The organism is Flavobacterium proteolyticum, assembly GCF_015223105.1.
GTDB classification, from domain to species: Bacteria; Bacteroidota; Bacteroidia; order Flavobacteriales; family Flavobacteriaceae; genus Flavobacterium; species Flavobacterium proteolyticum.
Genome location: NZ_JADFTZ010000001.1, coordinates 641,393 through 653,686, shown reverse-complemented (window position 1 = coordinate 653,686; position 12,294 = coordinate 641,393). Strand labels below are relative to the sequence as shown.

Genomic DNA, 12,294 nt, shown 5'->3' with positions numbered 1-12,294 from the left:
CCATTCTATACATACTAAAAAGTGATTTTAGTAGTTAAAGTACAAAAACGTTTTTACATTGAAAAGCACTATAATTAAATACTCTCTTGTCGTAGGTTTTTTGTTTTTTTTAATAGCTTGTTCTGTTAAAAAAGATAAGTTTGTTAATCGTAATTTTCATGCTGTCACTACAAAATATAACGTTTTGTATAATGGTAATATTGCTTTAGAAAAAGGACTTGAAGAGCTTAAGCAAACCTATAAAGATAACTTTTGGGAAGTGCTTCCTGTTGAGCGAACATCTGATGCTGAAGAAGCTATTTTACCAGGACAAACAAAAAATAAAAATTTTGAGCGTGCTGAAGAAAAAGCGGTAAAGGCTATTCAAAAACATGCTATGAATATCGCCGGAACTGAAAAAAATCCGCAAATGGATGAAGCTTATCTTCTGTTGGCTAAATCCCGTTATTATGAAAATCGTTTTATACCTTCTTTAGAGTCACTAAATTACATTCTGTATAAATATCCACTTAGTGATCGAATTTACCATGCTAAAGTATGGCGCGAAAAAGTAAACATTCGTTTAGATAACGAAGATGTAGCCATCAAAAATTTAAAACGACTTTTAAAAGATCAAAAAATTCAAGGTCAGGATTTAGCAGATGCAAATGCAATGTTGGCACAAGCTTACATGAACATTCAAGTTAAAGACACGGCTATTGCGGCTTTAAAAGTGGCTAAAGAAGCAACAAAAAATAACGAAGAAAAAGCAAGATATACCTTTATTTTAGGGCAACTTTACGAGCAAATGCAATATAATGATAGTGCATATGCTGCTTTTGAAGAAGTAATTCAAATGAATCGAAAAGCACCGCGTCGTTATGTAATTCAGGCTCATGCCAAACAAGCTCAACAATTTGATTACACTAAAGGAGATACGTTAGCTTTTTTAGAAAAATTTAATAAGTTAATTGAAGATAGAGAAAACCGTCCTTATTTGGATGTTTTGAATCATCAAGTTGGTGTTTTTTATGATAAAAATACTAAGAATAAATCGGCCAAAAAGTATTATAATAAATCAATTAAATCAGTTTCTAATGATAAATATTTAGTAGCGTCTAATTATAGAAATTTAGGTGAGATTTACTTTAGAGAAGCAGATTACAAATCGGCAGGAAAATATTATGATAGTACACTTATAAATTTGAACGAGCGTACAAGAGAATACAGAAAGATAAAAAAGAAACGAGACAATTTAGAAGATGTAATCAAATACGAAACTATAGCTCAAAAAAATGACAGTATTTTGTATGTTGTTGCTATGTCTGATTCTGAGAGAAAAGCATATTATGAGGATTACATCGTAAAATTAAAAGCTGAAGACGATAGAAAGGCTAAAATAGAAGCTGAAAAAGCTCAAAAAGAAGCTAATTTGCAGGCCAATAATAACAATTCTAATGGATTAGGATTGGTAAATCCAAACACAAAAAGTAAGGATATTCAAGTGCAAAGTCCAAATAATCCTTCTTTTTTGCCACCGGGTATGGGAACAGACAATTCTAGTTTTTATTTTTATAATCCTGTAGCAGTTGAATTTGGCAAGAAAGATTTCCAAAACAAATGGGGAAAAAGGGCATTAAAAGATAATTGGAGATGGTCTTCTGAAAAAGGAGTTAATGCTGATGCTGATGCAGAAAATGTTGATAAAGATAAAACCGATAAGGATTCAGTAGCAGTAGTTGAAAATCCGAAATATACAAGTGATTTTTATTTAAATCAAATTCCAACAGATTCTAAGCTATTAGATAGTTTGGCAAAAGATAGAAATTTGGCTTACTATCAATTGGGATTGATTTATAAGGAAAAATTCAAAGAATACGAATTAGCGGCTTCTCGTTTAGAGCAATTATTAAAAAATAAACCAGAAGAACGTTTGGTGCTTCCGGCGATGTACAATTTATACAAAATTTATCAGCAAATTTCGCCTTCAAAAGCGGCAAATATCAAGCAACAAATCTTGTCGCAATATCCAGATAGCCGTTATGCGCAAATTTTGAACAATCCAGAAGTTGAAATTACCGATAATGACAATCCAGAATTGGTTTTTAATGCTTTGTATAAGAAGTTTGAAAGCAATCAATTAAGAGAAGTTTTTGTAGAGGTCGATGAAGCAATTTTTAAATTTGCAGGAGAAGAATCGCTTCCGAAATTTGAAATGCTAAAAGCAAAAATAACTGGACGATTAAAAGGTGTTGAAGAATATAAAAAAGCATTAAACTTCGTAGCTTTAACGTATCCAAATACAGAAGAAGGAAAACAAGCTGAAAAAATGGTGCAAATGGAAGTGCCATTAATTGAAGCACTTGATTTTGGATTAGCTCAACCAACAAGCTATAAAATCATCTTCCCTAAAACGTATCCTTACGGAAAAGAAGTTAAAAATCTAACAGATAAAATAGCGAAGTATATTAAAGACACCAATGCAGTAGCGTTAAAATCATCTGAAGATATTTACACCTTAACCGATAATTTTATCGTCATTCATGGTTTTGACAATAAAGATGCTGCGATATCGGTTTTATCAGTATTACAATTGCATAAAAATTACAAACTAACCGACAAAGTTTATATTATTTCAACTGAAGATTACAAGATTGTACAAATGAAGAAGAAGTTGCAAGAATGGATTTTGTTAAATAAATAAGAACCCAAATCCCTATTAATATGTTTGAAAAAGTAAAGAATCAAGATCATTTATTAGGCAAAACCAATAGAATTGTAGACGGAACTACTATAACTGGTGACATCACTACTTTAGCGGATTTTCGTTTAGACGGAAAATTAAAAGGAAATTTTACTTCCGAAGGAAAAATTGTAATTGGTCCTACGGGAGAAGTTATCGGTGATATCATATGTAAAAGTATCGATATCGAAGGTGTTTTTTCTGGAAAATTGCAAGCAGAAGGGATGTTAAATGTAAAATCGAAAGCACATATAACAGGAGAAGTAATCGTAGGTAAATTAGCCGTAGAACCAGGAGCTCGATTTGAAGCTAGTTGCGAAATGAGAACCCAGAACAAATAATGGATTCTAATAAGAAACAATCCAATAAGTGGTTAGCACTAATTAATATCCCATTTCAAATGGGATTGATTATTTTTGGCTTTTCGTATCTTGGTGGTTGGCTCGATGAAAAATATCCAAATCCTGAAGGTTATTTTCTAAAAGGAATTACGCTTCTTGGAGTTTTTGTTGCGCTATATAATGTAATCAAACAAGTAAATCAATTAAATAATAATAAGTAAAGATGTTAAAAAAATTACCCGTAACTGTTCAAGTGTTATTAATTTCGATTGTTTTTTTTCTAATTCATTTTGGAATAGTTACTTTTTTAAATAAGATTGACACAACGCCTTTTTTAATGTCATATGCTTTACAAATTATAATGACATTGGTTATTTTGTTAGCAATGATTAAAATTTATGAAACAGCTAAAGAACAATTAGGTTTTGCTTTTTTAGGGTTGTCTACCTTGAAAGTAGGAATTAGTTATTTTTTTGCTACCGAATATTTATTTCAAAACAAGACAACGCTTGAAACAAACAAATTTAATTTTTTTATCACTTTTCTGTTTTTTTTAAGTCTAGATGTCTATTTTACAATAAGATTGCTAAACAAAAAGTAATTTGAGGCAAAAAAATCATTAAATATTCAAAAAAAAATATTTTTGAAACTTGGAATATTAATTAAAGTTGTACTTTTGCAAAAATTTTTAGGACCAAAATTTTAGAATATAATCAATATGGTGATTTCAAGAAAACCACTTCATGTAATAGCAGCAATCGCAATCGCGATATTGCCTTTATTTAGTTTTGCTAATGTTTCTAATGATACAGTAAAAAAAGAAGCTCATGAAGTTCATGTTGCTGCTGATGCTAATCATGGAGAAACTGCTGAACCTCAGGACAAGAAAGCTAAAGTAGATGCGTACATTCAACATCACTTACAAGATTCTCACGATTTTACTTTTTTCTCAGATGAAAAAGAAGGTAAACATTATGGGTTTTCATTACCAGTTATTTTAATTGATAATGGTTTAAAAGTATTTTCATCTTCTAAATTTCACCACGGAGAAACTGTAGCTGAAGTTGATGGAAATTTCTACAAATTATACCACGGAAAAATTTATAAAACAGATGCTGCTGGAACTATTAATTATGACGAGCATCATCATCCAACAAATGCAAAACCATTAGATTTTTCAATTACGAAAAACGTGTTTTCAATGTTGTTTACTTCTGCATTGTTATTGTTCATGTTTGTTGGTTTGGCTAAATCATACAAAAAAGGACCAATCCCAACAGGTTTCGGAAGAGTGTTAGAGCCACTTATTTTATTCATCAGAGACGAAATTGCTATCCCAAATATCGGAGAGAAAAAATATAGAAAATTCATGGGTTATTTGTTAACTGTGTTTTTCTTAATTTGGTTATTAAACTTACTTGGAATGACTCCACTAGGAATCAACGTTACAGGTAATATTGCAGTAACTATTTGTTTGGCGTTATTCACTTACTTTATTACACAATTTAGTGCTAATAAAGATTATTGGATGCACATTTTTTGGATGCCAGGTGTTCCGGTTCCAATGAAGATTATCTTAATGCCAATTGAAATTTTGGGAACATTAACAAAACCATTCGCATTATTAATTCGTTTGTTCGCAAACATTACAGCAGGTCACGTTGTAATCATGAGTTTAATTGCAATGATTTTTGTTGGAAAAAATTTAGCAGCTGACTTACCTATATCATTAGGATTAACATTGTTCATTTCAATTATCGAAGTTTTAGTAGCATTCCTACAAGCTTTTATCTTTACAATGTTGTCGTCATTATTTATTGGTATGGCAGTTCAAGATCATCATCACGATGATCATCATTAAAATTTGAGTATTGTTTAATTTTATAAATCAATTATTATGTACAATTTAATTGGAGCTGGTTTAGTAGTAATCGGTGCAGGTTTAGGTTTAGGAAAAATTGGTGGTTCTGCAATGGACGCTATCGCGCGTCAGCCAGAAGCTGCTGGTAAAATTCAAACAGCGATGATTATTATCGCTGCTTTATTAGAAGGTTTAGCATTCGCTGCTTTAATCTTAGGAAAATAATAAAGAAACAAAAAACAGTATCTGTAACGGTTGGTTACAGGTACTGCTTTTAAAAAGAAAGTACTATTTAAACATATATTTTTCAAAACATGGAGAAATTAATTAACGATTTTTCATTCGGACTATTTTTCTGGCAAGCTATTATCTTATTAATATTAATCGTATTAATGGTTAAATTTGCATGGAAACCTATCATGAATTCAATTGTAGCTCGTGAGGAAGGAATTTCTAACGCTTTATTAGCAGCTGAAAATGCTAAGAAAGAAATGCAAAACTTGAAGTCGGATAATGAAAAATTATTAGCTGAAGCTAGAGCTGAAAGAGACTTGATGATTAAAGAAGCAAGAGAAATCAAAGAAAAAATGATTGCTGATGCTAAATCTGAAGCGCAAGCACAAGGCGAAAAAATGATTGAGGCTGCTAAAGCTTCTATCGAAAGTGAGAAAAATGCAGCTATGGCAGAATTGAAAAATCAAGTTTCTTCTTTGTCATTAGAAATCGCTGAGACATTATTAAAAGAAGAATTATCTAACAAAGAAGCTCAAACTAAATTAGTTGAGAAAATGTTAGGTGACGCTAAATTAAACTAATATCATGGCAGGAACTAGAGCGGCAATTCGATACGCTAAAGCTATTTTGGATATTGCCAAAGTAAACAATTCTGTAGATGCAGTTAATGCAGATATGATTGCTATTGCAAAAGCAGTTAAAGAAAGTGCAGAATTGAAAAACTTTTTGCAAAGCCCAGTTGTTAAAGGGGAAATTAAATTTTCATCTTTAAACGAAATTTTTGCTTCTGCTCAAAAAGAGACAAAAGGATTATTTCAATTGCTTTTAGCTAACAAAAGATTTGAATTATTAAACGATGTTGCTTTACAGTTCAATGCTTTATATGATGAACTTAACGGAATTGAAGTAGCTAAAGTTACAACAGCTGTTCCAATGACTGCTGAGTTAGAAACTAAAGTATTGGCAAAAATTGCATCGTTTTCAAATAAAAAAATCACCATTCAAAATATTGTGGATCCAGCTATCATAGGTGGATTTATTTTAAGAATGGGCGACAAACAATACAATGCATCTGTAGCAAGCAGATTGCAAAATTTAAAAAGAGAGTTTAGTAATTAATATGAAAAGAATAATTTTAATATTATTATTTTGTTCTTTTTATGGATTTTCGCAAGACATAAAATTAAAAAAAGGCATTGTTACTGTGGATAATGTCAATTGGTTAAAATATGATGGTTGCGGAGGTTGGGATCAAGTTTGTACAGTTTATAATTTGAGTGGTGAGGAAATCATTTACATGAAATTGTTAAGCAAACCTGATACTGCAGATCAAAAATATTGGAAAGTTAATTTTTTAGGTGTAAATAAGTCAGTCGATTTGGATTTTTCTGAAGGATTTGGTTTAATAAATGGTAAATTGCTTAAAAAATTTTACGACGCTAAAGTAGTAAACGAAGACGGAACTTTAAATGAAGAGCGTGTGCAACGTATGGTTGAAAAATACGGAACACCTTTTACGGATAAAGCAAATGCTTCGTCAACAACAATTATAATTAATAATAATAATGATCAAACGCCTAAAAGATCTGGCGTTAATATTAATATAGGAGGATAATAATCACACATAGTTATGGCGGAAATTAAACCTGCTGAAATTTCAGCAATATTAAAACAACAATTATCAGGTTTTGAATCTGGTGCATCGTTAGAAGAAGTTGGAACAGTACTTCAAGTTGGAGACGGTATCGCTCGTGTTTACGGATTATCAAACGCTCAATACGGAGAGTTAGTACAATTCGAAAACGGATTAGAGGCTATCGTATTGAACTTAGAAGAAGACAATGTTGGGGTGGTACTTTTAGGACCATCAACAGGAATCAAAGAAGGTTCTACAGTAAAAAGAACACAACGTATTGCTTCTCTTAAAGTAGGAGAGCAAATGGTAGGTCGTGTTGTAGATACTTTAGGTAACCCAATTGACGGTAAAGGTCCAATCGGTGGTGAGTTATATGAGATGCCATTAGAAAGAAAAGCGCCTGGAGTTATTTTCCGTCAGCCAGTAACTGAACCATTACAAACAGGAGTAAAAGCAGTTGATGCGATGATTCCAGTAGGTCGTGGACAACGTGAGTTAGTTATTGGTGACCGTCAAACTGGTAAATCAACAGTTTGTATCGATACGATCTTAAATCAAAAAGAATTTTATGATGCAGGTCAACCTGTATTCTGTATCTATGTAGCTGTAGGTCAAAAAGCTTCAACTGTTGCTGCTTTAGCAAAAACATTAGAAGAAAAAGGAGCTATGGCTTATACTATCATTGTAGCGGCTAACGCTTCAGATCCTGCTCCAATGCAAGTTTACGCTCCTATGGCGGGTGCTGCAATCGGAGAATATTTCAGAGATTCTGGTCGTCCAGCTTTAATTGTTTATGATGATTTATCTAAACAAGCAGTAGCTTACCGTGAGGTATCTTTATTATTAAGAAGACCACCAGGACGTGAGGCTTATCCTGGAGACGTTTTCTACTTACACTCTCGTTTATTAGAAAGAGCTTGTAAAGTTATCGCTAACGACGAAATCGCTAAAAACATGAACGATTTACCAGATTCTATCAAAGGAATCGTTAAAGGTGGTGGTTCGTTGACAGCATTACCAATTATCGAAACGCAAGCGGGTGACGTTTCTGCTTATATCCCAACAAACGTAATTTCGATTACTGATGGTCAGATCTTCTTAGATGGTGATTTATTCAACTCTGGAGTTCGTCCTGCTATCAACGTAGGTATTTCGGTATCTCGTGTTGGAGGTAATGCACAAATCAAATCAATGAAAAAAGTTGCTGGTACATTAAAATTAGACCAAGCTCAATTCCGTGAATTAGAAGCTTTCGCGAAATTTGGTTCTGACTTAGATGCTGTTACTTTAAACGTAATTGAAAAAGGTAAGAGAAACGTTGAAATCTTAAAACAAGGTTTAAACTCTCCATTTACAGTTGAAAATCAGGTAGCAATTATCTATGCAGGTTCTAAAAACTTATTAAGAAATGTACCAGTTGATAAAGTAAAAGAATTCGAAAAAGATTATTTAGAGTTCTTAAATGCAAAACACAGAGATACATTAGACGCGTTAAAAGCAGGTAAATTTGATGACAAAATTACTGACGTTTTAGAAAACGTAGCTAAAGAAATTTCAGCAAAATATTAATTCAAGTGAAAAGTGAATAGTGATTAGTAAAAAGCTAATTACTATTCACTGATTACTAATTACTAAAGAAAAATGGCAAACTTAAAGGAAATACGTAATAGAATTACTTCTGTTTCATCTACGATGCAAATTACATCGGCGATGAAAATGGTTTCTGCTGCTAAATTAAAAAAAGCGCAAGATGCCATTACGGCTATGCGTCCGTATGCAGAAAAACTTACTGAACTATTACAAAACTTAAGTGCAACTCTTGAAGGAGAAGTAGGTGGTGCTTTTACAACTCAAAGAGAAGTAAAAAAAGTGCTTATCGTTGCAATTACTTCTAATAGAGGTTTGTGTGGTGCGTTTAATTCAAACGTTATCAAACAAGTAAAAGTAGTAGCTGATGCTTACCAAGGAAAACAAGTGGATGTTTTTGCTATCGGTAAAAAAGGAAACGACGTTTTACGTAAAACACATAATGTGGTTGACGTTCAAAATGGTGTTTTTGATCAATTGACTTTTGACAATGCAGCTGCTATTGCGCAACAGTTAATGGATAAATTCGTAGCAGGTGAGTATGATAAAATTGAAATCGTGTATAATGAATTCAAAAATGCTGCGACTCAAATTGTAAGAACGCAACAGTTTTTACCTTTGGCTCCAATTGTTGGAGGTGAAGTAGTAGCTTCTGATTATATCTTTGAACCTTCTAAAGAGGAAATTGTGTTGACTCTGATTCCTAAATCATTAAAAACACAATTATACAAATCGATTAGAGATTCATTTGCAGCAGAACACGGAGCGCGTATGACCGCAATGCACAAAGCAACTGATAATGCTACAGAATTAAGAAACCAATTAAAATTAACTTACAACAAAGCGCGTCAAGCAGCAATTACTGGAGAAATCCTAGAAATCGTTGGTGGAGCAGAAGCGTTGAACAACTAATTTTAATTTAGATATTATAAAGAGTCTCGATTTATTCGGGACTTTTTTGTTTTATATTTGTTAGTATATTAAATTTATTTTAAATATTAAAATGATTAAATTAATAAGATATGTTTACTGGTGTTGTGCTCATATAAATTATAAACACTTTGGTGAGAATGGCGAAACGGGTAAAATAATTTTGTCTTTTATTACTTTTTTTGGAATATTTGATGTCTTAATGTTTTTTAGGGTACTCTTGTTTGAGCATACAGATTTTGTTATTTTATTTGGAAATTTTTTTAAGGATGTTTTTAAAATTGTAGGCTTAATATTAGCCTTTGTTATTTATTATTTGATTAATAAAAATTTTAAAAACTATCCTGTAATGAATAATAATGAATTCTCTAATGTGTCAAAAAGAAAGAGACTTTTACATACTACTTGTATATTTGTGTTTTTAATGTTAGAATTATACATTTTATTAATAATATTAAGCCCTACTTTTTATCCAAGACAGTTAATCTATTAATTCTTGATTTAATGGAATTGCATCCGTTAGTGCGGAATTGCATTCCGTGCCCACAAAGAATTCTCCACATAGCACAACTTCATTTAACAAAACCTTTTTTCCCTCATTTACTTTTATTGGTATATTTGTAAGAATAACAATTCACCAATGAAAAAATATACGTCTTTCGTTCTACTACTTTTTACCTTTTTGGCTTCGGCACAAAATCTTCGTTTAGAAGACATCATGAAAGGAAATGAATTCATCGGGCACCAACCTGATAATCACCGTTGGTCCATCGATGGGCAAACCGTTTTATTTGATTGGAACCCGAATAACGAAATAGGAAACAGCACGTATTTCTGGAATGCTTCCTTAAAAACACCACAAAAAGTAACGACTTCAAATCCGATTTACGATTTGGATTTCATGGCAACACAGAAAGATTATGATGTGGTGTATTATACGAATCAAGGCGTTTTGTATTCGTATACCAAATCCACAAAAAAGATAAAAAAAGTCATTCAATTAGCCGATAGAATTAACTCGGTAGAAAGAAGCACGAATGCTGATGTGATTTTTTTTCAGCAAAATCGCAATGTGTATCAATTCAATACCAAAGATTTTTCGATTGTTCAATTGACTAATTTTAAATCGGGAAAAGAAAATAAAGTTTCAAAAGAAGAAGATTCTTTTTTAAAAAACCAACAGGCAGCATTGTTTCAATTTGTTCGCGATGAAGAAGCATCTTCCAAATGGTACGAAGAAAAATCTAAAAACAAGAAAGAGAAATTCCCAAAAGAAATCTATTACGATAAATCGTCTTTAGAGCAAATTAAACCCTCACCAGATGGAAAATTTGTAACCTTTCGAATTTCTGATTATCCAAATCAGCCATCAACAAACGTTGAAAATTTCATTACCGCTGACGGATTTACGCGTCAAGAAAAAGCAAGAGCCAAAGTTTCGATTTCTAATTTCAGCAAACATAAATTCGGAATTTTTAATATTGAAAAAGATACAACCTATTACGTTTCGTTTTCCAATTTATCGGGAATAAAAGAAGCACCAAAATACTATCAAGAATACGATAATTTAAAAGATAAATCGGATTACGAAACCGCTATTGTAATGATGAGTCCAGTTTATAGTCCAGACGGGAAAAATGCCGTTTTAGAAATGAGAAGTCAAGACAATAAACACCGTTGGATTGTGCAATTGGATTTGGTTTCAGGAAAAATCACCGAATTAGACCACCAACACGACGAAGCTTGGATTGGCGGACCCGGAATTCCAGGCTATAGTTTCAGCAGTGGAACTTTAGGTTTTATTGATAATTCGACTTTTTATTTTCAATCGGAAGCTACTGGTTTTTCGCATTTGTACATATACAGTTTAAAAACCAAGAAAAAAGAACCGTTAACAAAAGGGAATTGGGAAGTTCGTGCAGTGAAATTATCAAACGATAAAAATTCATTTTACATCACCACAACGACAACACATCCAGGAAACAGAAGTTTTTACAAATTAGACATCGCTTCTAAAAAAATGACGGGAATTTTAACGAATGATGGCAACTACGAAGTAGAATTATCTCCCGATGAAAAGACGCTTTTAGTGCGCTATTCTTATAAAAACAAACCATGGGAATTATACGTTGGAGCTAATAAACCGAATTCCGATTTAAAACAAATCACGTTCTCCACTACGCCAGAATTCAAAAAATACAATTGGAAAACACCAGAAGTCATCACTTTTAAAGCCAATGACGGAACCAATGTTTATGCACGTTTATACCAACCAAAAGCAGAAAACAAGAACAAAGCAGCTGTAATTTTTGTTCATGGTGCTGGCTATTTGCAAAATGCGCATAATTATTGGAGCACGTATCACAGAGAATGCATGTTTCACAATATGTTAACGGATTTAGGTTACACCGTTTTAGATATCGACTACAGAGCCAGCGATGGTTATGGTCGCGATTTCAGAACCGGAATCTACCGTCACATGGGCGGAAAAGATTTATCGGATCAATTGGATGGAAAGAAATATTTGGTTCAAAATTTAGGAATTGATGCCAACCGAGTGGGAATTTACGGCGGTTCGTATGGCGGATTCATCACATTAATGGCTTTGTTAACAGAACCAGGCGAATTCAAAGCAGGAGCCGCTTTACGTTCAGTTACCGATTGGGCGCATTATAACCACGGTTACACCTCAAATATTTTGAATTTCCCAGAAACTGATCCTGAAGCATACAAGAAAAGCTCACCAATTTATTTCGCAAATAACTTACAAGACAAATTGTTAATGTTACACGGAATGGTAGACGACAACGTGCAATTCCAAGATATTGTGCGATTAACACAACGTTTCATTGAATTAGGAAAGAAAGATTGGGATTTAGGCGTTTTTCCAGTAGAAGCGCATGGTTTTACTGAAACGTATTCTTGGGTAGACGAATACCGAAGAATTTTAAATTTATTCAACGAAAATCTATTACATAAATAA

13 protein-coding genes are annotated in these 12,294 nt (G+C 32.6%); all 13 read left to right on the top strand.

The annotated features are described in order from the left end of the window. Positions 1–58 precede the first annotated feature (58 nt). The 13 genes from porW (at position 59) to IM755_RS02805 (ending at position 12,294) form a co-directional block, all read left to right on the top strand. The gene (gene porW / locus IM755_RS02865; RefSeq protein WP_194093532.1) at positions 59–2,683 is read left to right on the top strand and encodes a type IX secretion system periplasmic lipoprotein PorW/SprE; all 2,625 of its coding nucleotides are present in this window, start codon (positions 59–61) and stop codon (positions 2,681–2,683) included. A gap of 20 nt (positions 2,684–2,703) precedes the next feature. Next, positions 2,704–3,063, top strand: a complete 360-nt coding sequence (locus tag IM755_RS02860; RefSeq protein ID WP_133608836.1) for a bactofilin family protein — start codon at positions 2,704–2,706, stop codon at positions 3,061–3,063. Next, a complete protein-coding gene (locus IM755_RS02855) occupies positions 3,063–3,284 on the top strand; it encodes an AtpZ/AtpI family protein (RefSeq protein WP_194093531.1) in 222 nt (73 codons plus the stop codon). Before IM755_RS02860 ends, IM755_RS02855 begins: the two co-directional genes overlap by 1 nt. Positions 3,285–3,286: 2 nt before the next feature. Further along, a complete protein-coding gene (locus tag IM755_RS02850) occupies positions 3,287–3,664 on the top strand; it encodes a hypothetical protein (protein ID WP_194093530.1) in 378 nt (125 codons plus the stop codon). Between the two features lie 117 nt (positions 3,665–3,781). Next, complete coding sequence (gene atpB / locus IM755_RS02845) at positions 3,782–4,924, top strand: F0F1 ATP synthase subunit A (RefSeq protein WP_194093529.1); 1,143 nt, start codon at positions 3,782–3,784, stop codon at positions 4,922–4,924. A gap of 36 nt (positions 4,925–4,960) precedes the next feature. Continuing rightward, positions 4,961–5,149 carry an ATP synthase F0 subunit C gene (atpE, locus tag IM755_RS02840; RefSeq protein WP_111566383.1) on the top strand — a complete coding sequence of 63 codons (189 nt, stop codon included), beginning with the start codon at positions 4,961–4,963 and terminating at the stop codon, positions 5,147–5,149. An 89-nt stretch (positions 5,150–5,238) separates the two neighbouring features. Next, positions 5,239–5,739 (top strand): F0F1 ATP synthase subunit B, encoded by a 501-nt coding sequence (locus IM755_RS02835; protein WP_194093528.1) that lies wholly within the window; start codon positions 5,239–5,241, stop codon positions 5,737–5,739. Between the two features lie 4 nt (positions 5,740–5,743). Further along, complete coding sequence (gene atpH / locus IM755_RS02830) at positions 5,744–6,277, top strand: ATP synthase F1 subunit delta (protein ID WP_194093527.1); 534 nt, start codon at positions 5,744–5,746, stop codon at positions 6,275–6,277. Between the two features lies 1 nt (position 6,278). Beyond that, a complete protein-coding gene (locus IM755_RS02825; protein ID WP_194093526.1) occupies positions 6,279–6,773 on the top strand; it encodes a hypothetical protein in 495 nt (164 codons plus the stop codon). A 15-nt stretch (positions 6,774–6,788) separates the two neighbouring features. After that, positions 6,789–8,363, top strand: a complete 1,575-nt coding sequence (gene atpA / locus IM755_RS02820; protein ID WP_194093525.1) for a F0F1 ATP synthase subunit alpha — start codon at positions 6,789–6,791, stop codon at positions 8,361–8,363. A 72-nt stretch (positions 8,364–8,435) separates the two neighbouring features. Then, positions 8,436–9,293: an ATP synthase F1 subunit gamma gene (gene atpG, locus IM755_RS02815; protein ID WP_194093524.1), complete on the top strand. Its 858-nt coding sequence runs from the start codon at positions 8,436–8,438 to the stop codon at positions 9,291–9,293. Positions 9,294–9,384: 91 nt separating this feature from the next. Continuing rightward, positions 9,385–9,804, top strand: coding sequence for a hypothetical protein (locus IM755_RS02810; RefSeq protein WP_194093523.1), 420 nt, complete (start codon positions 9,385–9,387; stop codon positions 9,802–9,804). Between the two features lie 147 nt (positions 9,805–9,951). Then, entirely contained in the window at positions 9,952–12,294 is a 2,343-nt protein-coding gene (locus tag IM755_RS02805) for a S9 family peptidase (protein ID WP_194093522.1), read from the top strand.

What these genes read in the sequence shown, in the direction of transcription:
- IM755_RS02810 (WP_194093523.1), top strand. Translation starts at nt 9,385, where the DNA reads ATGATTAAATTAATAAGATATGTTTACTGGTGTTGTGCTCATATAAAT.
- atpG (WP_194093524.1), top strand. Translation starts at nt 8,436, where the DNA reads ATGGCAAACTTAAAGGAAATACGTAATAGAATTACTTCTGTTTCATCT.
- atpA (WP_194093525.1), top strand. Translation starts at nt 6,789, where the DNA reads ATGGCGGAAATTAAACCTGCTGAAATTTCAGCAATATTAAAACAACAA.
- atpE (WP_111566383.1), top strand. Translation starts at nt 4,961, where the DNA reads ATGTACAATTTAATTGGAGCTGGTTTAGTAGTAATCGGTGCAGGTTTA.
- atpB (WP_194093529.1), top strand. Translation starts at nt 3,782, where the DNA reads ATGGTGATTTCAAGAAAACCACTTCATGTAATAGCAGCAATCGCAATC.
- IM755_RS02860 (WP_133608836.1), top strand. Translation starts at nt 2,704, where the DNA reads ATGTTTGAAAAAGTAAAGAATCAAGATCATTTATTAGGCAAAACCAAT.
- IM755_RS02825 (WP_194093526.1), top strand. Translation starts at nt 6,279, where the DNA reads ATGAAAAGAATAATTTTAATATTATTATTTTGTTCTTTTTATGGATTT.
- atpH (WP_194093527.1), top strand. Translation starts at nt 5,744, where the DNA reads ATGGCAGGAACTAGAGCGGCAATTCGATACGCTAAAGCTATTTTGGAT.
- IM755_RS02855 (WP_194093531.1), top strand. Translation starts at nt 3,063, where the DNA reads ATGGATTCTAATAAGAAACAATCCAATAAGTGGTTAGCACTAATTAAT.
- IM755_RS02850 (WP_194093530.1), top strand. Translation starts at nt 3,287, where the DNA reads ATGTTAAAAAAATTACCCGTAACTGTTCAAGTGTTATTAATTTCGATT.
- IM755_RS02835 (WP_194093528.1), top strand. Translation starts at nt 5,239, where the DNA reads ATGGAGAAATTAATTAACGATTTTTCATTCGGACTATTTTTCTGGCAA.
- IM755_RS02805 (WP_194093522.1), top strand. Translation starts at nt 9,952, where the DNA reads ATGAAAAAATATACGTCTTTCGTTCTACTACTTTTTACCTTTTTGGCT.